Annotated in this window: 18 protein-coding genes; 6 read left to right on the forward strand and 12 right to left on the reverse strand. The window is 72.6% G+C overall.

Features of this window, described 5'->3' with window-relative positions; all coding sequences use genetic code 11:
• Positions 1-2 precede the first annotated feature (2 nt).
• Positions 3-1,346 (forward strand): sulfate adenylyltransferase subunit 1, encoded by a 1,344-nt coding sequence (locus ACF089_RS05405; protein ID WP_392022166.1) that lies wholly within the window; start codon positions 3-5, stop codon positions 1,344-1,346.
• Between the two features lie 74 nt (positions 1,347-1,420).
• Here the strand turns inward: ACF089_RS05405 and ACF089_RS05410 are convergent, their stop codons facing one another.
• The 8 genes from ACF089_RS05410 to ACF089_RS05445 form a co-directional block, all read right to left on the reverse strand.
• The gene (locus ACF089_RS05410; RefSeq protein WP_392022168.1) at positions 1,421-2,083 is read right to left on the reverse strand and encodes a response regulator; all 663 of its coding nucleotides are present in this window, start codon (positions 2,081-2,083) and stop codon (positions 1,421-1,423) included.
• A gap of 89 nt (positions 2,084-2,172) precedes the next feature.
• Entirely contained in the window at positions 2,173-3,531 is a 1,359-nt protein-coding gene (locus tag ACF089_RS05415; protein ID WP_392022170.1) for a DegT/DnrJ/EryC1/StrS family aminotransferase, read from the reverse strand.
• A 50-nt stretch (positions 3,532-3,581) separates the two neighbouring features.
• On the reverse strand, positions 3,582-4,607 hold the full coding sequence (locus ACF089_RS05420; protein WP_392022172.1) for a BtrH N-terminal domain-containing protein: 1,026 nt from the start codon (positions 4,605-4,607) through the stop codon (positions 3,582-3,584).
• Positions 4,604-5,224: a hypothetical protein gene (locus ACF089_RS05425; RefSeq protein WP_392022174.1), complete on the reverse strand. Its 621-nt coding sequence runs from the start codon at positions 5,222-5,224 to the stop codon at positions 4,604-4,606. Before ACF089_RS05425 ends, ACF089_RS05420 begins: the two co-directional genes overlap by 4 nt.
• Positions 5,221-6,099 (reverse strand): GNAT family N-acetyltransferase, encoded by an 879-nt coding sequence (locus ACF089_RS05430; RefSeq protein ID WP_392022177.1) that lies wholly within the window; start codon positions 6,097-6,099, stop codon positions 5,221-5,223. Before ACF089_RS05430 ends, ACF089_RS05425 begins: the two co-directional genes overlap by 4 nt.
• Before the next feature lie 93 nt (positions 6,100-6,192).
• Positions 6,193-7,527 carry a M20/M25/M40 family metallo-hydrolase gene (locus tag ACF089_RS05435; protein WP_392022179.1) on the reverse strand — a complete coding sequence of 445 codons (1,335 nt, stop codon included), beginning with the start codon at positions 7,525-7,527 and terminating at the stop codon, positions 6,193-6,195.
• Complete coding sequence (locus ACF089_RS05440) at positions 7,524-8,777, reverse strand: MFS transporter (protein ID WP_392022182.1); 1,254 nt, start codon at positions 8,775-8,777, stop codon at positions 7,524-7,526. Before ACF089_RS05440 ends, ACF089_RS05435 begins: the two co-directional genes overlap by 4 nt.
• A gap of 1,009 nt (positions 8,778-9,786) precedes the next feature.
• Positions 9,787-10,107: a LysR family transcriptional regulator gene (locus ACF089_RS05445; protein WP_392022184.1), complete on the reverse strand. Its 321-nt coding sequence runs from the start codon at positions 10,105-10,107 to the stop codon at positions 9,787-9,789.
• Positions 10,108-10,801: 694 nt separating this feature from the next.
• Here ACF089_RS05445 and ACF089_RS05450 point away from each other — a divergent pair.
• Positions 10,802-11,473: a ScbR family autoregulator-binding transcription factor gene (locus ACF089_RS05450; RefSeq protein WP_392022187.1), complete on the forward strand. Its 672-nt coding sequence runs from the start codon at positions 10,802-10,804 to the stop codon at positions 11,471-11,473.
• Positions 11,474-11,979: 506 nt separating this feature from the next.
• Here the strand turns inward: ACF089_RS05450 and ACF089_RS05455 are convergent.
• The 4 genes from ACF089_RS05455 to ACF089_RS05470 form a co-directional block, all read right to left on the reverse strand.
• Positions 11,980-13,776: an ATP-binding cassette domain-containing protein gene (locus ACF089_RS05455; protein WP_392022189.1), complete on the reverse strand. Its 1,797-nt coding sequence runs from the start codon at positions 13,774-13,776 to the stop codon at positions 11,980-11,982.
• Positions 13,773-15,692: an ABC transporter ATP-binding protein gene (locus tag ACF089_RS05460; RefSeq protein WP_392022191.1), complete on the reverse strand. Its 1,920-nt coding sequence runs from the start codon at positions 15,690-15,692 to the stop codon at positions 13,773-13,775. Before ACF089_RS05460 ends, ACF089_RS05455 begins: the two co-directional genes overlap by 4 nt.
• On the reverse strand, positions 15,689-17,143 hold the full coding sequence (locus tag ACF089_RS05465; RefSeq protein ID WP_392022193.1) for a cytochrome P450: 1,455 nt from the start codon (positions 17,141-17,143) through the stop codon (positions 15,689-15,691). Before ACF089_RS05465 ends, ACF089_RS05460 begins: the two co-directional genes overlap by 4 nt.
• 274 nt (positions 17,144-17,417) lie before the next feature.
• Entirely contained in the window at positions 17,418-18,506 is a 1,089-nt protein-coding gene (locus tag ACF089_RS05470) for a glycosyltransferase family 2 protein (protein ID WP_392022195.1), read from the reverse strand.
• Between the two features lie 429 nt (positions 18,507-18,935).
• On the opposite strand from ACF089_RS05470, the gene ACF089_RS05475 reads away from it, so the two are divergent.
• The 4 genes from ACF089_RS05475 (at position 18,936) to ACF089_RS05490 (ending at position 25,501) form a co-directional block, all read left to right on the forward strand.
• The gene (locus ACF089_RS05475; RefSeq protein ID WP_392022198.1) at positions 18,936-19,541 is read left to right on the forward strand and encodes an LmbU family transcriptional regulator; all 606 of its coding nucleotides are present in this window, start codon (positions 18,936-18,938) and stop codon (positions 19,539-19,541) included.
• A gap of 200 nt (positions 19,542-19,741) precedes the next feature.
• Positions 19,742-24,415, forward strand: coding sequence for an amino acid adenylation domain-containing protein (locus tag ACF089_RS05480; RefSeq protein WP_392022200.1), 4,674 nt, complete (start codon positions 19,742-19,744; stop codon positions 24,413-24,415).
• A 66-nt stretch (positions 24,416-24,481) separates the two neighbouring features.
• Positions 24,482-24,865 (forward strand): VOC family protein, encoded by a 384-nt coding sequence (locus ACF089_RS05485; RefSeq protein WP_392022202.1) that lies wholly within the window; start codon positions 24,482-24,484, stop codon positions 24,863-24,865.
• A gap of 42 nt (positions 24,866-24,907) precedes the next feature.
• The gene (locus ACF089_RS05490; RefSeq protein WP_392022205.1) at positions 24,908-25,501 is read left to right on the forward strand and encodes an MbtH family protein; all 594 of its coding nucleotides are present in this window, start codon (positions 24,908-24,910) and stop codon (positions 25,499-25,501) included.
• Positions 25,502-25,508 lie beyond the last annotated feature (7 nt).

The following is a 25,508-nucleotide window of genomic DNA, read 5'->3' on the forward strand; positions in this document are numbered from 1 at the left end:
ACATGACCACCACCATCACCGACCCGACGTCCTCGCCCACGGATACCACTCTGCTGAGGTTCGCCACCGCCGGCTCCGTGGACGACGGCAAGTCCACCCTGGTCGGCCGGCTGCTGCACGACTCCAAATCGATCCTGGCCGATCAGCTGGAGGCCGTCGAGCAGGCCTCTCGCTCCCGCGGCCAGCACGCCCCCGACCTGGCCCTGCTCACCGACGGGCTGCGCGCCGAACGCGAACAGGGCATCACCATCGACGTGGCGTACCGCTACTTCGCCACCCCCCGGCGCCGTTTCATCCTCGCGGACACGCCGGGCCATGTGCAGTACACCCGCAACATGGTCACGGGCGCGTCCACCGCCGAGCTGACCGTGATCCTGGTCGACGCCCGCAACGGCGTCGTCGAGCAGACGCAGCGGCACGCGGCGATAGCCGCCCTGCTGCGCGTGCCGCACGTCGTCCTCGCCGTCAACAAGATGGACCTGGTCGACTACGCCGAGCCGGTCTTCGCGGCGATCGTGGACGACTTCACCGCCTACGCCGCCCGGCTCGGCATCACCTCGGTCACCGCCGTCCCGATCTCCGCGCTCGCCGGGGACAACGTGGTCGAGCCGTCCTCGAACATGGGCTGGTACGGCGGCCACACGGTCCTGGAGCATCTGGAGACCGTGCCGATCCGGCCCGCCTCCGACGGGGCGCCGACCCGCTTCCCGGTGCAGTACGTGATCCGGCCCCGCACCGCCGAGAACCCCGACTACCGCGGATACGCCGGCCAGATCGCCTCCGGCACGCTCCGGGTGGGGGAGAGGGTGACCGTGCTGCCCGCCGGCCGCACGAGCACCGTCGCGGGCATCGATCTGCTGGGCGAGTCCGTCGAGACGGCGTGGGCGCCGCAGTCCGTGACCGTACTGCTCGCCGACGACGTGGACGTGTCCCGCGGCGATCTGATCGTCCCGACCGGCGAACTCCCGCGGAGCACCCGGGATGTGGAGGCCACCGTCTGTCATCTCGCGGACCGGCCCCTCACCGTGGGACAGCGCGTGCTGCTGAAGCACACCACCCGGACCGTCCAGGCCGTCGTCACGGCGATCGTGTCGCGACTGACCCTGCACGACCTGTCCCAGCATCCCGAGCCCGGGCGGTTCACGGCCAATGACATCGGGCGCGTCACGGTGCGCACCGCCGAACCCCTGGCCATGGACTCGTACGCCGTCTCCCGGCGCACCGGGTCGTTCCTGCTGGTGGATCCCGGGGACGGCACCACGCTGGCCGCCGGAATGGCGGGGGAGTCCTTCACCGAGGCGTGGAACGCCCAGGCGGGCGGGGTCGCGGCGCCAGCGCGCCCCTGAGGTCACCGTACCGGTCGGAGGGCCAGGGCAGCCGATGCCCTGGCCCTCCGACCGGTACGGTGACCCCGCTCGCCTCAGGCGATGGGCACCAGCCCGGCGCGGAAGGCGTAGGAGACCAGCTGGGAACGGTTCTTGACGTCGAGTTTGGCCCGCAGGTTGTGCAGGTGCGTGCGTACGGTGGTGATGCCGATGGACAGATCGGCGGCGATGGTCTCGGTGGACTGGCCGGACGCCACCCGGAGGAGTATCTGACGCTCACGCGATGTCAGGTCCACACTGTCCTCGGCGTCCGGCTCGGGCCGGCCCTTGCCCCGGCGGAACCAGTCGACGAGCCGATCGGCTATCTCGGGCGCGAGCATGATGTGACCGTCGGCCGCGGCCCGTACCGCCGTGCGCAGCTCCTCCCGGGTGGCTCCCCGGGTGAGCAGCCCGCTGACGCCCGCGTGCAGCGCCTCGGCCATCACCTCGTCGCCGCCGTCGAGGGCGACGACCACGACCCGGGGCGCGTGCTCCGGTTCCTCGCGGGAGATACGGCGGACGAGTTCGAGGCCGTTGATTCCCGTGAGGGAGAGGCCGGTGAGGACCACGTCCGGGTGCAGGGTCCGGATCAGGGCCATGGCGTGCAGACCGCTGTCCGTGCTGTCGATGACCTCGATCTCGTCCTCGGCCTCCAACAGGGTGCGGATGCCGTCTCTGACGATCGGGAGCTGATCGCATATCAGGACCTTGAGCTTCATTCCTTGATCCCTCGCTTCTGCCGGAGTGGGCGGCGGCCGGGAACCGCCGCCGCTGATGGTGAGGTGATGCAGCTGTCAACGGGCGCCGCTCACAGACCGGTGGCCTCCCACTCGGCCGCCGCGATGTCGTCGGCACGCTCCCACGGGCTCTGGTACGGCGCGCTCCTGGCGTGCTGGGCGAGCGCGTCGCGGTGGTGCCACACCTTCTCGAACGCGTCGGCGTAGCGGGTCAGCAACTCCCCGGCCAAGGGGTGCAGATGGGCCTTCTGGATGGTGAAGGAGTCCTCGATCACGCGCAGGGTGTGCGGGAAGCCGTCGAGGGCATAGCTCGGGGTCCGGGCGGAGGGCAGCGCCCACGGGTAGCCGCCGAAGCCCAGGCGCTCACGGAAGATCTTCTGATGGGGCAGCGGCATCAGCTGATACGGCGCGGCGGGCACGCCCTCGGCACGGAGCGCGCGCATCACGGCCGCGCGCACGGGTCCCGCGTACGCGTCGGGCAGACCGAACGCGGACGGGTCCACGCGGAAGCGCAGGATGTGCCAGGCGTGGGTCCGGTCGCCGGGCGTGGCGGGGCACACCAGCCCGGGAAGCGCCGAGAGACGGTCCAGCAGGGCGCGGACGTTGGCCTCGCGCTGTTTGGCGTCCGTGCCGAAACGGCTGAGCTGGCTGCGGGTGAACGCCGCCTGGATCGCGCCGGGCTTCTGGTTCCAGCCCAGGGCGTGGGAGACGTAGCTCCGTTCCCCGCGCGCCGGTATCAGTTCGCCGAACTGCCGGGCCATCAGCGCCCGGGTGTGCAGGGCGTCGTCGTCGGTGTTGATCAGGCCGCCCTCGCCGCACGTGGCGAGGTTCTTGCTGACGTTGAGGCTGAAGGTGTTGACGCGGCCGATCGAGCCGACGGGCCGGTCGCGGTACCGGGCGCCGTGCGCCTGGGCGGCGTCCTCGACGACGGCCAGGCCGTGGCGCTCCGCGACGGCGGTGATCTCGTCCATGTCGGCCGGCAGGCCGTGCAGGTGGACCACGACGATCGCGCGGGTGCGCGGAGTGATGACGGCCTCGATCGCCGCCGGGCTCATGTTGAAGGTGAGCGGGTCTATGTCGGCGAACACCGGGACGGCCATGACGTGCAGGGGCGCGACCGCGGAGGCGATGAAGCTGAGAGCGGGCACGATCACCTCGGAGCCGGGCTCCAGCTCCAGGGCGGCCAGCGCCAGGGACAGCGCCGCCGTCCCATTGCTGACGGCCACGCAGTGGCGGGTGCCGACCTGCTCGGCCCACTCCTTCTCCAGGGAGGCGATCTCCGTCTCGCCGGAGGAGGCGGAGGTGAACCGGCCGCCCTCCATGACGCGTTGCACGGCTGAGCGGTCTTCCTCGGTGACCGCGGGCCACGGAAGGATCCGGTGGTCTCGGGGGACGGCGCGGGTACCGCCCAGCATGGCGAGCTTGTCCATGGCAGATGGGTTCACTTTCACTCGTGGGGGACCTCGGTGCGGCTGAAGGGTCACAGGGAGGCGAGGGCGTGGCGCAGATCGCGGAGCGAGCGGCGGTGGTCGGACATGAGGTCGTCGAAGCGACGGCCCAGCTGTACGGCGGCGGTGTGGCCGGTGCGGGTGCGTGCGGCCAGGATGCGGATCGCGGACCAGTGATGGGCCGTGCGCTCCACCCGGCGGGCGGCCTCGCCGAGTTCGGGAACACCGAACGTGCGGGCGCCGTGCGCGAGCCAGTCGGCGTGCAGCGCCGAGGTGGCCAGCTGCACACCCGCCAGGACGAACAGCTCGTCCACGACCGTCTCCCCCCGGCCGTATCGCCCGGTCATGTCGTCCAGGAAGATCTGTTGCCCCGCGAGGCCGTGCAGCAGTGGCGCGACGGCCGGATCCGGCGGAGCCTCGAAGCCGTGGATGTTCGTCTCGATCACATGGCGCACGAAGGGGCGGTCGAAGACGGGAAAGGCGTCGGTGCTGACATCGATGTCGAGCCAGCGGCCCGCGATGGGAGCATCGGTGAAGAACATGTCGCGGTCGTGCTGGACCGCGTTGCCCGAGCTTCTGGAGGCGGTCAGTTCGCTCTGCCGGATGTCGCCCGCGAAGCGGGGCGGTACGGGATCCGACACCGCGACGGTCCCGCGTGCGTCGTCGTAGCCGTGCACCAGAATGAGGTGATTGGCATGGACATCCCGGTAGGCCGGACGGAAGGGCAGCTCGAAGTTGTCGACGGCGACGGCCACGGGCGTCCCGGCGTCCACCCGGGCACGGACCTGAGCCCAGCCCTCCTCGGCGCTCGCCGGGCGGTGCCAGGTGGAGCTGACCGGGTGGTACGGGGCCATGCTGGAGAGCAGCGAACGCCCGGGCGGGCAGGGAAAGTAGTACTCCTCCCGGCGCACGTCACCGGGTGTGTAGGCGAACTGCCACGCCGCTCCGAGCACCTCCAGCGGGTCATGGCCGTGAAAGTCGAGCAGGCCCGCCATGCAGGTGTGCAGGCAGCCGGCCAGGTCGTGCCGCCAGTAGGCGGGAGCGGCGGCGCCGGTCATGCCGCACTCTCCGCGGAAACGGCCGGCGGCACGGTGGGCTGAAGCGTCATCGCGAAGACGTGGATGGCGGGGTTGTCCGGCAGGCGGATCGCCCGCAGATCGCTCTCGCGGGGCGCCGCGACGCGCTGCCGCCAGATCGTGGGCGACATGCCGCGCTGGACATGACGGGGATAGTGGAGCACACCGCAGGTGAACGCGGGGCGCTCGCCGAAGCGGCTCGCGGTCTCCGGCCAGAAGTCCGACACCCGCAGCCACTCGTGATCGACGGACCCGTCGGCGTAGTGCAGCCCCACCTCGTCCTCGGTGCGCCGCTCGGCGGCGGCCAGGACGTGGATGAAGTCGTAGCGGCCGGCGGGGACCCCGATCAGCTGTCGGGCGCAGCGCAGGTTGTCGTGGCCTCGCCCGTTGGGCGCGGGGAACGCGAAGGGCAGTCCATGGACGTTCACGAGCGAGCCCGGCCGGGGGAGTTCGCCGGCGGGGAAGCTGTTCGACCACACATTGAAGGCGCCGTCGGCGAGACGGTCGGGCGCGGTGATCCCAGTGGCGTCGAAGTGGGTCCCCAGGTCGATGACGCGGGGCGTGAGCAGTATGGCGGGCGGCTCGGTGGAAATCGTCACGGATGTTCACCTTTCTCGGTAGGCGTCGGGCCGTGGAGCAGGGGTTCGCGCCCCGGGGCGTGGCGGGCCAGGCAGATGAGCCGCGGTTCGTACGAGCGCGGCAGGAGGTGGAACGGGACCTCGGCGCGCGCTCGGCCGAGCGCGTACAGCCCCTCGGCCGCGGTCGTACCGGGGCCGAGATGACGCGACAGCCGTCCCAGGTCGCCGGGGCCGGCCCCCGGCAGTACGTCGACGCCGGCCAGGCGGGCGCCCACGGGCAGGCCGGAGGGCGGGGCCGCCGGTGCGGACGTCTCCCCGGCCCGGTGGTCGACGGACGCGAGGAGCCGCCCGTGGGCGACGTACCAGCGCAGGTGCAGGCCCGCGGGAGCGGCGGCCGGGGGCGACGGGTCGTCGTGACGGCGTTCCATGTGCCATTCGGTCATCGGCTTGTCCCCGGCCCGGAAGACGCGAACGGGTCGGAATCCCAGACGGCGGTAGAGGTCGGGCAGGCATCGCTCGACCACGGCGTCCAGGCACAGGGAGGGGATCCGCTCCTCGCGCGCGGCGCGCTGGACGTGGTCGATCAGCGCACGGGTGACTCCGCGGCCCTGCCAGGCGGGCAGTACGGAGACGCGTCGCACCTCCCAGGACGTGGCGCGGGTGACGGTGCGCAGGGCGGCGACAGCGTGGCCGGCCGAGTCGCGGGCTGCCCACAGACGCTGTCCCGAGGCCAGATCCCGCAGGACGTCGTCGGCGGTCTCGAAGGAGCCGTCCGGCGGCGGCAGACCGGGCAGCGGGTCGGACCCGGTGTAGGCGGCGCGGGTGAGGGCCGCGATCTCCAGGGCCCGGGCGTCGTCGCGGACCGCCGGGGTCGTCTCGTCCGTCACCGTGAACATCGGGGTTGATGACAGTGCGCTGGGCCGAGTACTCACGCGTCCTCCCTCTTCCTCAGGTGTGCATGACCACTCCCGGCTCGCCGCCCGGGCAGTTCACGGGTAGCTGAGCAGCAGCTGTTCGAAGCAGTGGACGCCGAAGTGCAGCGCGGCGAAGGGGATGCGCTCGTCGGGCGCGTGCAGCAGGTCGCGGTAGCCGGAGCCCGCCGGGATCAGAAGCGGCATGAAGCCGTAGGAGCTGATCCCGAGCTGGGGGAAGAGCCGGGCGTCGGTGGAGGCGGTGGTCATCATCGGCACGGGGACGCCGTCCGGGTCGGCCTCGCGCAGTACACCGGCGAGGCGCTCGTAGAACGGCCCGAGGACGGGCTCCGGCATCGGCTCCCCCTCGACGAGGACTTCGAAGTCCAGGGGGAATCCGGCCTTGGCCCTCAGCGCACTGATGAAGTCGTCCGCGGTGAAGTTCCCGGGGAGCAGCCTGCCGTCGATGTCGACGCTCATCTCGCCGGGGATCACATTGGTCCGGGTGCCGCCGGCGATCACGGTGGGGTTGGCGGTGTGCTGGCTGATGGACCGGAGGAAGAGCGCGTCCCGCTCGCTCAGGGGCTTCAGGGCGGAGAGGTCGGCGGGATCGTCGCGGAAGCGCAGCAGCGCCTCGCCGAGCGGGCCGGGGTGGGCGGCGGCCAGCGCGGTGAGCATCCGATGGGTGACCGCGCCCGGCCGCGGGCCGAGACCGCCGCCGGCCAGGGCGTCGAGAAGACGGTTGAGCCGGCGGGGTACGGAGTGCTCCGGCGGGATGCGGGAAGCGTGGCCCGCCGGGCCGCGGAAGGTGGCGCGCAGCCACACGGCGCGCTTCTCGGCGACGACGATGGGATGCACCCGCCGTGACCCGTCGAGTTCGAGCGACGCGCCGCCGTCCTCGCCGACCGCGTAGGCGACGCCGTCGAACAGATGCGGATGGTCCTGGACGAGATGGCGGGCGCCCACGGCGGATCCGTTCTCCTCGTCCGCGACGACCGCGAGCAGGACGTCCCCGGCCGGCGGCGTGCCCCGGGCGTGCAGCCCCAGCAGCGCCACGAGCATCGAGGCGAGACTGCCCTTCATGTCGATGGCCCCGCGGCCCCACACGTGGTCGTCGCGCAGGTCGCCGCTGAAGGGGGGATGACTCCACGCCTGTCCCTCGGTGGGCACGACGTCGACATGCGCGTGCAGCAGCAGCGGCGGCGCCACGCCGCGGCCGGGCAGCCGGGCCACGAGGTTGGGCCGCGACGGGTCCTTGGCGACGAGAGTGCTCGCTACGCCGGCCTCGGTGAGCAGCCCGTGGACGAACCGGACGCAGTCGGCCTCGCGGCCGGGAGGGTTGGTGGTGTCGAAGCGGATGAGCCGCTGGGTGAGTGCGATCACGTCCGGGACGGCGGTGCGCGCGGTGGTCATAATGTGGGCCGGGCCTCCTTGAGTAGCGGTCCCTGCTCGGCGACGACGTCCTCGGCGGCTGCCCCGGCGCGGTTCATCGCGCAGGCGACCACGCCGGTGATCGCGACGAGTCCGCCGACGGCGATGATGGTGGGCTGTACGCCCGCGAAGTGGGCGACCGCGCCGGCCGCGGTGGGCGGGGCGAGGCTGCCGAAGGACTGCACGGCGCGCCACAGGGCCATGGCCCGCCCGTGCTGTTCGACGGGGGTGCGGGTGAGCAGCGTGACCCGGCAGGCGGGGTTGAACACGCCGTTGGCCACGCCCCACAGGCCCACGCCGATGTAGGCGATGGTCAGGCTGTGGGTGGCGCTGTAGAGCACCTGTCCGCCGCCGACGAGCAGCACGGAGACGGGCAGCACATGCCGGCTGGTGAGCAGAGCGTCGAAACGGGCGATGAACAAGGTGGCGGCGAGCAGCCCGGTGCCGTAGACCATCTCGATCGTGGCGAACGTGGCCACCGGCTCGCCGAGTACGTCCTTGATGTAGAGGATCTCCAGCGGGGCGAGGGATCCGTAGGAGATCCACACGATCAGGGTGAGCAGGATGGTGAACCGCAGACCGGGGTGGGCGAGCAGTCCGCGCATCCCCTTGGGTCCCTGGCCGGTCTCCGCCGACTCCGTCTGTCCGGGGACGCGGGCCAGCCGCAGCAGGACGAAGACGCTGCCGCCGAGCAGGAAGGCGACGGCCGTCGCGATGAACGCGCTCGTCGTTCCCCAGGCCGCGACGAGGATCGCGGCGAGCCCGGGCCCGGCGATCATCGGAACGCTGGCGGCGAAGCCCAGCCACACGCTCGACTTGACGTGTTCGGCGGGCCCGGGCAGCCAGCTGGGCATCGAGTCCGCCGCGGGCTGTGCGAATGCCCTGGCGATGCCGCTGATGAAGGTCATCACCCACAGCGTGGCCGGGCCGGTGGTGAAGATGAGTCCCGTCATGGCGAGGGCGCTGACGAGGGTGGAGACGATGCCGACGACGCGCGGTCCCCGGCTGTCGATGACCCTGCCCACCAGAGGGCTGAGCAGGATGGTGGGCGCTCCCCAGGCCATGGTGACGGCGGCCATGAAGAGCGCCTTCTGGTGGAGTTCGTACGTCGCCTCGGTCTGGACGGCGATCAGAGCGGCCCACGAGGCGGTGCCGATGAAGATCTGGCCGACCACCAGGATGTGCAGGGGGGTGATACGCGAGGTCCCGACGCGTGTGTCCCGGCCGGTCATGCCGTGCCCACCGTCTCCGCCGCGTCGACGGCGGCGCACGCACCGCCGAGTTCCGGGGCGCGGCGGGCTCCCGCGGACACGGGGTCCGCGATCACGGCGATCTTCGAGGACGACATCTGCTGCTCTCCTTGCGGCTGTGACGCACAACCCGTTCCAGGGCACGGGTACTGGTGGGGGCGCGGTCTACGTATGACACAAGCATTCCTGCGCGAAGGTTTGCCAGTAGCATCGGAGATTCTGATAACGGGATTGGTATGGGCTTCTCTGGGCAGGGGCTCCCCTCCCCGGACGGCACGGCAGGGCGCTGGGAGCGCGGTGCGCCGGGGGGATCCGGTCTCGCTGTCGATGAGCCCGGACGGCGGCCCGTCTCCCGTTGGACAGCCGCCGCGACCGCGACCCCGGCGGTCTTCGCGTACGGACATATCAAGGTATTTCGCACGAGAATCGTGGCCGGGCGGTGTCGTTGGCATATGCCTCGGGTCCGCCGTCGCGGAGCGGCCGCTCGGTGGCCCCGCCCCGCATGTCCGATTTCGTCGCCACCGGCAGATCATCCGGCCGAGATCGTCGACGCGTTCCGCACCGCGCCGCGGCCGGAGCCCGATCGCCCTCTCGGCACCGGTAAAAAATCTTCGCCTTATCGAAAAGTCTGTCAGATCGGGCCGGCTGTCGGAACCGGGAGCGCCGCACGGCGAACGCGCGCCCTGGGCCCTGCCGGCCGGGCCGGCGGCGGGGGCGGCGAGCCTCGGAGCCGTCACCGGGGCCCGCGGATCGAGCGGCCGCGCCGGGCGATGGGGCCGACGGGGAAGCCGGAGGAACTTCCCCGCCGGTTCTGTCCGTGACGGGTCGGCGAGCGCGAGTCATGTTCCCGCCGGAGACGAGGATCCGGTCGGCGTCGAGGAGAGCACGGGTCCCTGGGGAAGTGCCGTTCCGCCGGCTGCGAACCCGGCCGGTCGGCGTGGTCGGCGTGGTCGGCGAGGGAGCCGGTATGGTTCTTCGCGCTGCTGCTGAGTCAGACCCGCGCGGACGAACAGGGGGTTCTGACGCCGAGAGGCTGCTCGGCGCCGCGGTGGGCGGCGTCACGCACCTCGCGGTTCGTGGCGTCGACGGCCTGGAGAATCTGCCCCGCCCGGAACTGGAGCAGTACTCCCGCGGTCGTCAGCTCAATGGGGCGGCGGCCGCGCCGCCGGAACAGAGTGACGTGGAGCGACGTTTCGAGGTTCTTGATCTGTGCCGTGACCGTCGATTGGGCACAGTGCATGTTCTTCGCCGCCTGGGTGAAACTCAACTCCCGGGCGACTTCTCGGAAGATACGTAATTGCTGGATCTCCATCTATTTCCCCTTGGTGCGGTCAGTGCGGTGTCAGTGCGATGTCTCGGCGTGCTCGACGCATTCCGGATGATCCGGCTTCAGATCCCGTCCGTACTCGCTCGGGGCGATATGACTGAGCGGAATGTTCTCCGGCCGAAGGCGTCCCGTCCCGGCCGCCGGCGTCGCCGGGCGCGACCGAGGGGCCGAAGCGACAGGGGCCGAGACCTGCCCTCGTGCCCCGGCGCGGTGCGGCCCCTCGCCGGCACGGCGAGGAATCGGACCGGGGCCGGGTCGCCATGCGGATCGCCGACGCGCACGGCGGCGTCGGGACGGGTTTCGGTACGCTGAGTCGATTTCCCGATTCGCACGGTGAGTCGAGCGTCGAGTACCACCTGCGATAGCGTGCTCGGCATCTTCATTCGCCCGGGCTCGTCGCGGCGCGGGCCACGGGTGAGGAACAGCTCCGCCGAGCCCGCGCGTCAGACCGGATCGTGAGGCCCGCCCGTTCGCGGGCGACGGTTCGAAGATCAGAGACCGTCACCGCGGTGGACGCACGGACCGGCGACGTGCGGATGGGCATGGGGAACCCCCGTCAGATTCCAGAACGAGACATCTGAGCGATCGCAGCAAGAATATACCCCTACGCGAATGTTCAAGGCTTTGAGCGAGTGCACCCCGACAGCATCGCTGGGACCAGGACAAACGAAGAGGACTCATGCAGTTTTCGGACAGGAAGCCGGCGCGGCAGTTCGTGAAGGAGCCCAAGCAGGAACGCGCACGTCGTACCAAGGCTCACATTCTGCAGACCGCGGCCGAGGCATTCACACAGCACGGCTACGCGGTCGTGTCCCTGCAGGACATCGCCGACCGCGCTCTGCTCACCAAGGGCGCCGTCTATTTCCACTTCACGAACAAGGAGGCCTTGGGAGCCGCCGTCGTGCACGAGCACTATGCCCGGTGGCAGCCGCTGGTCGACGAGGTGCGATCGCTGGCGCTGCCGCCGTTGGAAACGCTGCTGAGGGTACTCGACCGGATGGCGGAAGCGTTCTGTTCGGACCCCGTGATACAGGCCGGCGCCCGGCTCCAGACCGAGCGTTCGCTCATCCGTGCCAATCTGCCCACACCGTACGTAGGCTGTCGCAAACTCATCGCTGAACTTGCGGAGAGGGCACGCGAGGCCGGAGAGCTGAAGCCGGACACCGACGCTGAGGCCTTCGCCCGGGTCGTCGTCTCCGCCTTCTTCGGTATGCAGCATGTCTCCGACGTCCTGGCCAGGCGAAACGACCTCATGGAGCGCTATGCGGAGTTGCGGGAGGCGCTCTTCAGGGGCGTCGTCGTCCGACTCCCGATCGCGCCGCGCGACGACGGCCCCATCACCGTGGGATAGCACGGCGTCGCCCGTCGCCGTTCCGGCGGCGACCACCGCTCCGGCAGACAGCGGGCGCCGGTCGAGCACGGTCCGCGCCCACGGCGGGCGCACGGGAGCCCGCGGGGACCGGCCCCTGGGCGGACGGGATCACGGTGCGCCCGGGAGAGGGGCTTGCGTCCGGAGCCGCGAGATGCTCGGGACACGGTCCACGGAGCGGCGACCGTGAGCGGGCCGGCGTCCCGGAGGGCCGCGGAGCGACGGAGCCGGTGATTCGGGCACCGCTTCCGCTTGTCCCACGGGAATGGACAGGACCTCAATTCCCGCCGGCCGGTCCATGCTCCCTGCATTCGGCGTTTCCGTTTCCCAGGACACCCCTCCCTCACCGCCTGCTCCCGCGCAGCCCGGAATTCGCCTGCGAAAGCGATGAGAGAAAGTCCTCCGCAGCGCTCCCGGTCGGTGTCTCCCCCGCCGCTCCGGCGCGGACCCGGAGGATCGCCCGGCGTACCCGACGGCGCGCCGGCGGATCACCGGAAGGCGCGCGCCTGGAGGGTGAACAACTCGGCGTAGAGGCCCCCGGACGCGATGAGCGCGGCGTGGTCGCCCGCCTCGACGATCTCGCCGCCGGCCATCACCACGATCAGGTCGGCCGTACGCACCGTGGAGAAACGGTGCGAGACCAGCACGGTGACGGCGCCGGCGGCGCGGGCCGCGGCGGCGGCCCGGCCGGTGTAGCGCTCGAACAGGGCGTGCTCCGCGGCGGCGTCGAGCGAGGCGGTCGGCTCGTCCAGGACCAGGAGCAACGGCTGCTCGCGCATGAAGGCGCGGCCGAGGGCGAGCTTCTGCCACTGGCCGCCGGACAGCTGGACGCCGCCGGTGTGACTGGTGCCGAGCCGCGTGTCGTGGCCCTGCGGCAGGCCCGGGATCAAGGCGCCGTCGCCGGCCCGCTCCATCGCCGCGGCGATCGCCTCCGCGGAGTCGATCCGGGGCAGGTCGCCGACGCCCACCGCCTCCCGGGCGGCGAACTCGTAGCGGACGAAGTCCTGGAAGCCCGCGGCGATCCGGGCCCGCCAGGACCGGGACCCGATGTGGCGCAGATCCACCCCGTCGACGGTCACGGTTCCCGAGGTCGGCTGGTAGAAGCCGCACAGCAGCTTGACCAGACTGCTCTTCCCCGCGCCGTTCTCCCCGACGATCGCGACCGTCGAGCCGGCGGGCAGCGTGAGGTCCACGGCACGCAGGGTCTCGCGCTCGGTGCCGGGGTAGGCGAAGCCGACTCCGGTGAGGGTGATGCCGTGGCGCAGGGCGGCCGGCGCCGCCGCCTCGGCACTCCCGCCCGAGGTCCCGGCCGCCGTCGTGCGGATCGCGGAGCGCAGTTCGACCAGCCGGCGGTCGACCGCGGCCAGCCGGTACAGCGCGGGCAGCAGTCCCACCGCCTGCGCGACCTGGGCGTTGGCCTGCGCCGCGAGTACGACGATGAGCACCACGTCGCCCGCGGAGCGGTGTCCGGCGTTCGCCTGAAGGACCACCAGGAAGACGGCGGCCGCGTAGCCCGCGACGAAGCCGAGCTGGCCCAGCAGGCGCAGCGCCGTGGCTTTGAGATGGGCCCGCCACAGCAGCGCGGTCGCCCGGGCCCACAACTCGCCCCGGCGCCGGCGGACCTCGTCGGCCAGACCGTAGAGGAGCAGTTCCTTCATCGGGCCGGGCTCGGTCGCGATCCGGTAGAGATTGTCGGCGTGCCGGGTCGGCTCGGCCGCGGCGGCGCGCGCGCCGTCGAGGACGCGCTCGGCGCGGCCGCCCGCCAGTACCGAGGGGACGGCGGCCAGCGGCAGCAGCAGGAGCAGCGGATGGACCACGGCGAGCAGCACCGCGGTGATCGCCAGACCGACCGCGAGACCGGACAGGGTCAGCAGCGCCTGAAGGGCCATCCGGGTGTTCTGCACCTCGTTGGCCAGCACCGTGAGGTGGTCGGCGTGCCGGGCGTCCTCGTGCGCGTGGAGGCCCGGCGAGCCGTTGGCGAGGGCGATCAGCTCCTCGTCGTAGTGCAGGGTGCCCGCTTCCGCCAGCTCGAAGTAGGCCACGTGCGCGAAGTGGGACAGCGTCAGCGCCCCGAGCAGCGCGACCGCCACCACCGCGCCGGCCGTGGCGGCCTCGCCCGGGTGGCCGCCCGCCACCGCGTTGAACAGCCAGCGCATGGCCAGCGCGGACAGCGGCACCGCGGCGGCCCCGGCCAGCATCAGCCCGATCGCCGTCCAGGTCTTCGACCGGCTCTGCCGGAGGCAGCGGGCCAGCAGATCCGTCACGGCCCGGTACAGGTCGCTCATCCGGCGGGCTCCTTCGCGGCTGCGGGATCGAGGTCGCCGTCGGCACGGCCGCCGTCCGGCGCGGGGCGGTCGCCGAAGGAGTCCGCCTGCAACAGGAAGAGCGCGGCGTACCGGCCGCCGAGCGCGAGCAGTTCGTCGTGAGTGCCCTCCTCGGCGACCGCGCCGTCGGCGAGCACGATGATGCGGTCCGCGTGCCGGACGGTGGAGAACCGGTGCGAGATCAGCAGGCTGGTACGGCCGAGGGTGGCCCGGGTGAACTCGTCGAAGAACCGGGCCTCCGCGCGTACGTCGAGACTGGCCGTCGGCTCGTCCATGACCAGCAGGTCGGCCCCGTGGTCGAGCCGGAAGAGGGCGCGGGCCAGGGCGATCCGCTGCCACTGGCCGCCGGACAGCTCGGCCCCGCCGGTCAGGTGCCGGGCCAGCGGCGTCCCCAGACCGCCGGGCAGACGGTCCAGCACGTCGAGCAGTCCGGCCCGCGCGGCGGCGGCCCGGATCCCCTCGGTGTCGGCGCGGTGCGCGACCGCGCCGAAGGCGATGTTGTCGGCCGCGTCGGCCTCGTACCGGTTGAAGTCCTGGAAGACCACGGCGATCCGTTCCCGCCACCGCTGGACGGGGAGGCGTCCGACGTCCACCCCGTCCACGGTGATCGTGCCGCTGTCCGGCTCGCACAGCCGGGTCAGCAGCTTGACCAGGGTGGTCTTGCCGACGCCGTTGACGCCGACGATCGCGGTGCAGCGGCCCGCCTCGATACGGAGGTCGAGATCGCGGAAGACCGGCTCGTCGCGTCCGGGGTAGCCGAACCCGACGCCGGTGAACCGGATCTCGCGGGCCAGCCGCGGGACCGGGACGGCCGCGGCGGGCGCGGGGAGCGGCCGGGCGCGCACGGCGCGTTCGAGTTCCAGCAGCGCCTCGTGGCCCCGCGCGCCGTGTTCGGTCTGCAGATCCGACTCGGGGTAGTACTCTCCCAGCCGCAGTCCGCCCATCACCGACTGGACCACCAGCGCCACGCCCGACGCCGCGAGGGTCCGCGCCGCCTCCGCGCCGGCCGTGGCCAGCAGGGTCGCGGTCAGAACCAGACCGAAGGCGGTGTAGTGGACATAGGGCCGCAGCATGATCCGGCGGCGGGCCGCCCAGGAGGGCAGCAGCCAGGCGAGCGAGCTGCGCCGGTAGCGCGCCGCGAGCCAGTCGCTGAGGCCGAAGACGCGGATCTCCTTGGCCGCCGGAGCCCGCATCGCCAGCGCGCGCAGATAGTCGCTCTCGCGCCGCAGCGCGGCGTTGTCCCGGGACGCCCGGCTGTGTTCACGCAGCCCGCGGCGCTGACCGTGCCGGAAGACCAGCACGACGGCCACGAGACCGGCGGCCGCGAACCAGTTGAAGGCGACGCCGACCGTCACGGCGAAGCCGGCCAGCTGCGCGCCGCGCGCCAGCAGGTGCAGCTGTCCCGCGCAGCCCTTGCCGGGGCTCTGGAAGCCGCGCTCGACGTCCCGGCCCGCCCGGTTGAGCAGTTCCGACAGCCGCTGGTCGTCCAGGACGTCCGTGCCGGGGCCGCGCAGCGCGGCGGCCGCCAGCCGGTCGAGCACCTGACCGTCGACGCGGCGGGCGATCAGCTCGCCGAGCAGCGACTGGACCGGTGTCAGCGCCTGCTGCCCGGCCACCGCGGCGACGGCCAGCGCGGTCATCGCGAGGGTCCGGGCGGACGATGCCGCGTCGCCGGCCACCGCGCCCGGGATGTGTTCGAGCAGCGCGCCGGTGGCCACCACGAAGACCACCGGCAGCAGGCCGATCGCGGCCTCGCAGACCACGGTGACCGCGACCAGCGGCCACCCGGACCGGCCCGCGAGCCGGGCCAGCCTCCACCGTTCCCCGATACGCGCGCGCACACCGCCGTCGGCGACCGGGCGATCGTGCGCCGTCACCCGGCGTCCGCCGCGCCGACGCAGGAGCCCTGGATACGGGCCGCGGACCGCGCGGTGTCGCCGTCCTGCACGGCCGGCACCACCCACACACCGGGCCGGGGCAGCAGGCGGGTGCCGAGATAGCCCGCGTGCGGGTCGATCCGCTGGTCGGCGACCAGGTCGACGCGGTAGCGCGCGCTGATCCCGCCGACCACGGCGCGGAAGGCGTGCCGGGCCAGCTGCTTGCCGATGCAGGAGCGCTCGCCCGCGCCCCACGGCAGGAACGCGCCGGACTCGTACGACGCGGAGTCGCCGAGGAACCGCTCGGGCCGGAAGCTCAGCGGGTCGTCGAAGGAGCGGGCGCTGCGCTGGGTGACCCAGGGGGCGAGCAGCAGCGAGGTGCCCGCCCCGAGGCGGTAGCCGCCGAGTTCGAGAGGGTCGACGATGCGCTTGAACTCCCAGGCGGCGGCCGGGTAGAGCCGGATCGACTCGTTCAGCACCGCCTCGACGTACGGCAGGGCGCGGGCGTCGTCGGGCGTGGGCACCCGGCCGCCGGGGACGCGTTCGAGTTCGTCGAGCATCCGCCGGGCCGGCTCCGGGTTCAGGGCGAGCAGCAGCAGGGCCCAGACGATGCTGGAGGCGACCGAGGTGAGCCCGGCGAAGTGGAGCTGAAGCATCAGATCGCGGACCAGCGTGGGGTCTTGCGGCAGGCCGGCCGTGTCCAGCTCGCGCAGCATGGCCTGCGCGAGCGAGTAGTGCCGCGGGCGGGCGGCCCGACCGCCGCCCGGGGATCCGCCGGGGCGGTCGATCAGCGTGCTGATGTGCGCGTCGATCACGGCGCCCGCGCGGGCCAGTCTGCGCCGCTCGGCCAGTCCGGGGATCTCGATCGGGATCAGGGTGGTGGCCAGCCTGCGGGGCAGCGATTCGAGGACGTCGTTGAAGAGGTCGACGGCGGCGTCGACCTCGGGCGCGGTGTCGGCCGGGTCGGAGCCGAACATATAGATCTTGAAGATCCGCCGGGTCAGCGCGGTGGCCTCGGGCACCAGGTCGACCGGGGTGCCCGGCGACCAGCGGGCGAGCAGCCGTTCGGTCTCCTCGACCGAGATCGCCGCGTAGGCGGCCATCGACTCCCGGCCCAGTGCCCGGTGGCTGACCCGGCGGTACAGCGCGTGCTCGGTGCCGGTCGAGTTCAGCGGACCGCGGCCCTGCACCCGGTCGGCCCGCCGGAGGTCGATGCCGCCTGCGCCGGTGATCTCGACCTCGGCGCCCTGGACGCCGTTGACCGCCTCGACCAGTCCGGCGCCGAAGGCGGCCACCACGCGCCCGCCGTTGAGGGGGAGCGTCACCAGGTCGCCGTGCTCGTGGTGCGCCCGGGTCAGGAAGCCGAGCGGGTCGCGCAGGAACTCGCGCTGCCGCCCGACGACCGGCAGGCCGGAAGGGCCCGGGGGCAGCGCGTCACGCCGTGCCGTCACGTTTCGCATGGTCATGGCCGCCTTTTCTGTCCGCAGTCGGTAGGAGAAGATCGCTGGTGGTTCCTCGCCGGGGCCTGCTTCCCGCCGTGCGGCCCGGGGCAGGGTGAGGGCCTCCCGTGCCGTCGGGCGCAGGGTGGGGGCGCCTCCCGTGCCGCCGGGCACAGGGGGACATCGGCGATTGACGACGACGCGGCGTGGGGTGGCTCCCGCGCCGCCGGGCGCGGGGGAGTGCGGTGCCGGGCCGCGCGAGCCCGGCGGAATCCGGGGAAAGGCCCTACCCCCCGCTCCCCGCGCCGCCGCCGGAGTCCCCGCGCCGGTCCGGGTCGCCGGCCACCACGCCGAGCAGGGCGCGGGAGCGCTGGGGGAAGAGCGTGCTGAACGCGCCGATCAGATACCGCGCCGCGACGAGTGCGGGGATGACGCCGAAGATCGCCGACGCGGCCCGGAAGAGTGCGGGTCCCGGGAGTCTGCGGCGGATCTGCCGGGCCAGCGTCACGTACTGGCGCGCGGTCTCGTACCTCCGCTGCCGGACGCACTCCAGCGCCGCGATCCAGATCAGGAACTTCATGGTGAAGTCCTCGATCCCGCCTGTCATCCGATCCAGCTCACGGGCGGTGGCGATCATTTTGAGCACGGTACGGAAGTACGTCGCGTTGTCGAACCGCATGCGCCGGGTGACCCGTTCGCCCGGGTGATCCCGATAAATCAGTCCAACCATGGGCAAATGTCTGATCTCGGCTCCGCGCAAGGCGTGGCGGGCCACCAGCTCGGTGTCCTCCATCACCCGCAGCTCCTCGTCCCAGCGCCCGTACGTCTCCAGCGCGGACCGCCGGAACAAGGGCTGCGAGGTTTCCAGTGCGAGCATTCCGGTGCCCGGCAGGACGAGTTCGTAGGCGCGGTCCATCATCGCGTCCACGCTCTTCTGTAAATCCTCGGCCGAGAACTGCGACTCGTCTTCAAATGCATATTCGGCCGGTTCGTGGATAGCCGTCCACACGATATCGACGGCCGGTTCCGCGGCGAACAGCCCGAGCGAGCGCTCCAGCTTTTCCGGGGTGATGACGTTGTCGGCGTCAAGGAACTGGACGAAGTCGCCGCGGGAGTGATCGAAGCCGACATTGCGGGCCCGGGAGGGGCCTGAATTGGGGATTCTGATGATCTTCAGCGCCCCACCGAACTCGGCTTCGAGAACGGCTCCGCTGCCGTCCGTCGAGCCGTCGTCGACCACGATGATCTCGATATTCCGGTGCGTCTGACGCAGGGCGCTGCGTACCGCGCTCCGAATGTACTGTTCCCCGTTGAAACAGGGGATGACGATGCTGACCAACGCTGACGCATCGCCGTCGGGCCATTGCTCGGACACCGGGTCCTCCTTCTGACGGCCGATGTGAAGGTACCTCCGGCCGCCCGGCCCGGGCCAGCGAGGGGAGCCGGGTGGAATTTCAACGGGGGAAGCGGGCGCCGTTCTCCGGCGGCACAAGACCAGGGCCTTGAGTAATCGCTTTCTCGCCAGGCATGTCCGCGCCGGTGAGAGTTCGTTGACGGCCCGCCCGCCGGTCTTGTAGCGTCGGCATCCCGTCGACGATCCGCCAGCATGCCTCAACAGCGTTCCCGCAATTCGGGCACGGCCATACGCTTCTCATTTTCGCCGAAGATCGACCGAAAAGGGGAGACTTATATGTCATTGGCAAGGACGAACGACCTGCGACTTTCTCCGCAGCGCTCTGGATTACACCGGGTGGGCGCGCCCTCGGTGGACCAGCGCTCCCGCCGCACATCCGGACGGAAAGTCATGATCACCCGTGTCGGGCTCCAGATCCCACGAGATATGACCTATCAGGGTTGGGAACGGGCCGGTCAGCAGCTGTCGAAGATCCTGGACTCCTCGGCCTGGTGCCTGGGCGACTGGCTGGTCTATGGCAAGGACAAATACGCCGACCGCTATCTGCAGGCGATCGAACTAGCCAACCTTGACTACCAGACGCTCCGGAATTATGCGTGGGTGGCCCGGCGCTTCGATCTCCCCCGGCGGCACGAGCTGCTGAGCTTCCAGCACCACGCCGAGGTGGCGTCGCTGGCCGCCGACGACCAGGATCGCTGGCTCGACCTCGCCGAGCGGCAGGGCTGGTCGAGGAACCGCCTCCGGCAGCAGATCCGGCAGCGGCGGCTCGGCGCCGAGGGGGCTCCCGCGGCGGACGCGATACTGCCGAGGCTGCATGTGCCGAGCGAGCGCATCGAACGGTGGAAGGCCGCCGCCGACCACAACCGCACCGAGTTCGAGTGCTGGATCGTGGCCGCCCTCGACCGCGCGGCGGCGCGGACGCTGGAGAGCGGCGACCCGGCCGCGCCCTCGGCCCAGCAGCCCGACGCCGAAGGGGCCGAGCGGAATCCCTCGTAGGAAGCGGTTGCCCCGGCAGCGTCAGGAAGCGACCACCGCCGCGCGCCCGCGGACTCCGCCGGCGGGACGATCCGCCGGATCCGCCCCCGCGCCGCTGTCCTGCCGGCGGGACACGCCGCGGTCGCCCCTCGCGCCCCTCGCGGACGTCCGTCCCGCACCCGGCGGTCGCCCCTCCCGCACCCAGCCAAGGAGGTTTCCCGATGCCGACTTCGCCCGACACGCCGTCGACGCCCGCCCGCAGGGCCGACCTCAGCCCGGCCCGCAGGGCCCTGCTCGAACGGTGGACCCGCGGCAGACCGGCCGGGACGCCGCCGGGCATCCCGCGCCGGCCGGCCGGTGAGCCGCCCCGGCTCTCCTTCTCCCAGGAACGGCTCTGGCTGCTGGACCGGCTGCTCGGCGAGGACAGCTCCTACAACACCGTGCCGCTGGCCGTCCGGCTGCACGGGCCGCTGGACCCGGCGCTGTTCGACCGGGCGCTTGGCGAGGTGGTGCGGCGGCACGAGGTGCTGCGCACCCGCTTCCCCGTCGTGGACGGCGAGCCGCGGCCGGTGGTCGACCCGCCGGGCCCGGTGCACGCCGAACGGACCGACCTGCGCGGAGCCGCCGACCCGCGCGCCGAGGCGGACGCGATCGTACGCGAGCACCGCGCCGACCCGCTCGACGCCGCCCGAGGGCCGCTGCTGACGGCCCGGCTGCTGCGGACCGGGGACGAGGAGCACGTACTCGCCCTGCTGATGCACCACCTGGTGACCGACGGCTGGTCGGACGACGTCTTCGTACGCGAGATCGCCGAGCTGTACCGCGCGTACGCCGCCGGGGCCGTGCCGGAGCTGCCCGAGCCGCCCGTCCAGTACGCCGACTTCGCCGCGTGGCAGCGCGACCGGCTCTCCGGCGCGCGGCTGGAGGGGCTGCTGGACCACTGGCGCGGCGCGCTCGCGGACGCGCCCGCGGCGCTGGAACTGCCCCTGGACGGGCCGCGGCCCGCGGTGCAGCACTACCGCGGCGCGAGCGAGCCGGTGCGCGTCGACGTGCGGACCACGGCCCGGCTGAAGGCTCTCGCCAAGGCCGAGGACGCGACGCTCTTCATGGTCCTGCTCAGCGCGGTCGGCGCGCTGCTCGCCAGATACACCGGCCAGCACGACGTACTGGTGGGCACCCCCGTGGCCAACCGGACACAGCCGCAGACCGAACATCTGATCGGCTGCTTCATCAACACCCTCGTGCTGCGCGCCGACCTGACCGGCGATCCGACGTTCCGCGAGGCCCTCGGCCGGGCCCGGCGCGCCTCGCTCGCCGCCTACGCGCACCAGGAGCTGCCCTTCGAACGGCTGGTGGACGAGCTGGCGCCGGAGCGCGACACCGGCCGCCACCCGCTGTTCCAGGTGATGCTCGCGCTCCAGAACAGCCCGCCCTCCGAGCTGGAGTTCGACGGCTTCCGGCTCGCCCCGGTGGAGCTGGACAACGGCGTGGCCAAGTTCGACCTCACGATCGACCTGCGCGAGTACGACGGCGAGCTGGTCGGCCGGATCCAGTACGACGCCGATCTGTTCCATCCGGCGACGCGTACGCGGATGACCGCGCACCTCACCGGACTGCTGGCGGACGCGGCCGAGCGGCCGGACGCCCGGCTCGGGGACCTGGCGATGCTGGACGCGGCGGAGCTGCACCGGGTCACCCGGGAGTGGAACGCGACCGAGGTCGACCACCCGCTCGTCTGCCTGCACCGGCTGATCGAGCGGCACGCGGCACAGCGTCCGGACGCGGTGGCGGTCAGCGCCCCGGACGGCACGCTGACCTACCGTCAGCTGAACCTGCGGGCGGACCGGCTGGCCTCGGAGCTGCGGCGGGCCCGGGTGGGCCCCGACACCCTGGTCGGCCTCTGCCTGGAACGCGGCGTCGGACTGGCGATCGGCATCCTGGGCATCCTGAAGGCCGGCGGCGCGTACGTACCCGTCGACCCCGCGTATCCGCCCGACCGGATCGCCTACCAGCTGCGCGACGCGAACGCGCCGGTCGTGGTCACCAGTCGCGCGCTCCGGGCGACGCTGGAGGCGGCCCTGTCCCCGGAGACGGACCGAGGCGGCGCGGCCGGAACGCGGCGGGCCGCCCGGCTGGTCCTCCTCGACGGCGCGGAGCCGGCGGCCGCGACGCCGGAGCCGGCGACCGGGCGGCAGGCGGCCCTGGACGACCTGGCGTACGTCATCTACACCTCCGGCTCCACCGGCCGGCCGAAGGGCGTGATGATCACGCACCGGGCCGCCGCGAACATGATCCTCTCCACGCTGGCCGAGATCGACGCACGGCCTCACGACGCGGTGCTCCAGTTCGCCACCGTGTGCTTCGACGTCTCCGTGCTGGAGATCTTCACCGCCCTGTGCTCCGGCGGACGCCTGGTCGTCCCGGACGCCGAGACCGTGCTCGACCCGGCCCGGCTGACCGCGCTCGTCCGCCGGGAGCAGGTGACCGTCGCCGACATCCCGCCGGCCGTCCTCGAAGTGCTCGACTCCGACGCCCTCACCACCCTGCGCATCCAGTTCATCGGCTGCGAAGCCTTCGGCGGCCCCCTGGCCACCCGCTGGCAGCGGCCGGGCCGACGGCTGATCAACGGCTACGGGCCGACCGAGGCCACCGTGATGATGACCTTGATGGAGCTGGACCGGCCGTACGAGCGCATGCCCCCGATCGGGCGCCCGATGCCGAACCACGGCGCGTACGTCCTCGACGCGGCCATGACGCCGGTGCCGATCGGCGCGGTCGGCGAGCTGTACATCAGCGGCACCGGTCTGGCCCGGGGCTACGTCGGCCGTCCCGGACCGACCGCGCGGCGCTTCGTACCCGACCGCTACGGCCGACCCGGCGCCGTCGCCTACCGGACGGGCGACCTGGCCCGCCACCGACCGGACGGCGTGCTCGAATTCGTCGGGCGGGCCGACAACCAGGTGAAGATCCGCGGCTACCGGATCGAGACCGGCGAGGTCGAGGCGGTGCTCGCCGAGCACCCGCTCGTCGGCAAGGCCGTCGTGGTGGTGCGGGAGCTGACCGGCGCGCTCGGAGGCTCCCGCCAGCTCGTCGCCTACGTACAGCCGCGCACCGAGCCGCCCGCCGGGGAACGGCCCGTGCCGCACGAGATACGCGACTGGCTCGGCCGGCGGCTCCCCGGATACCTGGTGCCGCACCTCGTCGTGCCGGTGGACCGCTTCCCGCTGTCGCCCAGCGGCAAGGTCGATCGCACGGCGCTGCCCGACCCGGAGTCCGTCGCGGCGGCGACCGAGGGCGACGGCCCCGGCACGGCGACGCCCCCCGGGACCGCCATGGAACGGCTGCTGGCCGACCGCGTGTTCGGCGCCGTCCTGGGCGTCGAGCGGGTCGAGGCCCACAGCAACTTCTTCCAGCTCGGGGGCAATTCGCTGCAACTGGCCCAGCTGCAGGCCCGCATCGCCCAGGAGGTCGGGGTCGAGGTGCCGCTGCGCGAGCTGTTCAAGGCGCCGACGGTCGCCGCGCTCGCGGAGTACGTCACCGGCCGGACGCCGGAGCCGGTTCAAGCGGCCGCCGCGGCGCAGAACGCCGGCGACGGATCGCTCAGCGCCCCGCTGAGCCTCCAGCAGCGACGGCTGTGGGACCGGGCAGCGGCTTCCGGAGCCCCGTGGCCGAACAAGCCGCTGGCCGCCCGGCTGCGCGGCTTCGTCGACGCGGACGGCGTCATCGGCGCGGTCGGCGAACTGGTCGCCCGGCACGGCATGCTGCGCACCACCTTCGATCTCTCGGGACCCGAACCGCGACAGGTGGTCCACGACCGCCTCGACCCGATGATCGAGACGGTCGACCTGGCGGGGCAGGATCTCGACGCGGTGCACCGGGCGATGCTCGCCGAGACGGGCCGGGTCTTCGACATCGAGAAGGGCCCGCTGCTGCGCGTCGCGCTGCTCCGGCTCGACCCGTACGACCAGGTCGTCCTGGTCACCGCGCACCCCTTGGTGTGGGACGGCGGCTCACGCGCGGTGCTCGCCGGCGAACTGCTCGCCCTGGCCGGTGCGGCCGGCCCGGGCCGCGCCGCGCTGCCCCCGCTGACGACGCAGTACGCCGACTTCGCCGCGTGGCAGCGCGACTGGCTCACCGGACCCGGGGCGCGGGAGCACCTGCGCCACTGGACGCAGCGGCCGGACGGCGTCGCGGACCCCGGGCCGCTCGCGCTGCCCGGCTACCGGCCGGAGGCCGCCGCTCCGGAGCCGGGCGCCCGGCCGGGCTCGGCGTATCGCTTCACCATCGACCCACGGCTCGACGCGGCGGCGCGGTCCCTGGGACAGGACGCCGGAGTCTCCCTCTTCACCGTCTTCCTCACCGCCTTCGCCGTCGCGCTGCACTCCCTCGGCGGCGGTACGGACCTGGCGGTCGGAGTGCCGCTCGGCAACCGGGTGCGGCCGGGCACGGCGGGACTGATCGGCCAGTTCGTCAACACGCTGCCGCTGCGCGTGGACCTCTCGGGTGATCCCTCCTTCGGCGAGGCGCTGCTGCGGGTGCGCACCCGGCTCGGCGACCTGCTGGAGCATCAGGAACTGCCCGCCGCCGAGGGCGCGGCGTCGCCCCCGGTCACCTTCGACTACCTGGCCCAGGCGGCCCGGTTGAGCCCCGCGCCCGGCCTGGAGATCACCGGCGTCCAGGTCGACCCGGGCCTCGCGGACGTCGATCTGGCGGTGGCGCTCGAACACCGGACGACCGGACTGCACGGGACCGTCACCTGCGCCTCGGACGTCTGCGCCCCCGACCTGGCGCCCCGGCTCGCCGGCCGTCTCGTCGCGGTCCTCGACGCCCTGGCCGCCCGGCCGGACCCGCGGCTGCGCGATCTGCGCGGGCTCGCGGACGAGGCGACCCCGTGAAGTCCCCGCGGCCGGATCCCACTTCACCGGCGGGCCGGACGGGAGGCGCTGTGCCATCCTGGCGCGATGGCGCATATCCGTGACATCGTCGTCGACTGCCACCACCCCGCTTCGCTCGCCCGGTTCTGGGCCGCCGCACTGGACGGCTACCAGGTCGCCCCCTACGACGAGAAGGAGCTGGAACGCCTGCGCGGCGAGGGGATCTTCGACCCGGAGGACGACCCCAGCGTGCTGGTCGAGGCGGGAGAAGGGGTGCGGCCGCGCTTCTTCTTCCAGCTCGTGCCCGAACCCAAGACCGTGAAGAACCGGCTCCACCTCGACCTCGGCTCGGACGATCCGGCCGCCACGGTGCGGCGCCTGACCGGCCTCGGCGCCCGGATCATCGGCGAGCACGACGGGTGGACCACCCTGGCCGACCCCGAGGACAACGAATTCTGCGTCTTCGGCTGACCGCGTGTCGGCCGGCCGGGGCCGCACGGAGGGAGTACCGCGATGACGACGACACCGGCGCACGAGGAGGCCGCGCACCAGGCGGACCAGCTCGTCGTACGCAACCAGGAGGAGCAGTACTCGATCTGGCCGGCCGGCCGCGATCTGCCCGCGGGCTGGGAGCCGACCGGCTTCGCCGGCGGCGAGGAGGCCTGCCTCGCCCACATCGACCAGGTGTGGACCGACATGCGGCCCAAGAGCCTGCGCGACGCGCTCGCCGCCGCCCGGCAGGACGACGGCGAGCCCGCCGGCGACCCGCTGCGGACCGACGCGCTCGACGGACCCGACCTGGTGACCCGGCTCAGCGCCGGTGACCACCGGGTCGAGCTGGTGCTGCGCCCCGAGCCGACGCCGGAGCGGCTGCGCCGGGCGCTGGAGGACCGATACGTCCATCTGCTCTTCCCCGGCACCGAGGGCGGCGCCGAGCTGGGGATCGCGCTGACCGACCGCACCGAGCTGTCCGGCGCCGACCTCGACGCCGCCACCGGCACGGTGACGCTGGTCGGCGAACTGACCCTGGACTTCACACCGGTGGAGTGCGTGGCCCGGCTGGATCTCGCGACCCGCACGGGCACCTGCTCCCTCGCACGGCGCTGAGCGCCGC

This window comes from Streptomyces sp. NPDC014894, from assembly GCF_043080985.1.
Taxonomy (GTDB): Bacteria; Actinomycetota; Actinomycetes; order Streptomycetales; family Streptomycetaceae; genus Streptomyces.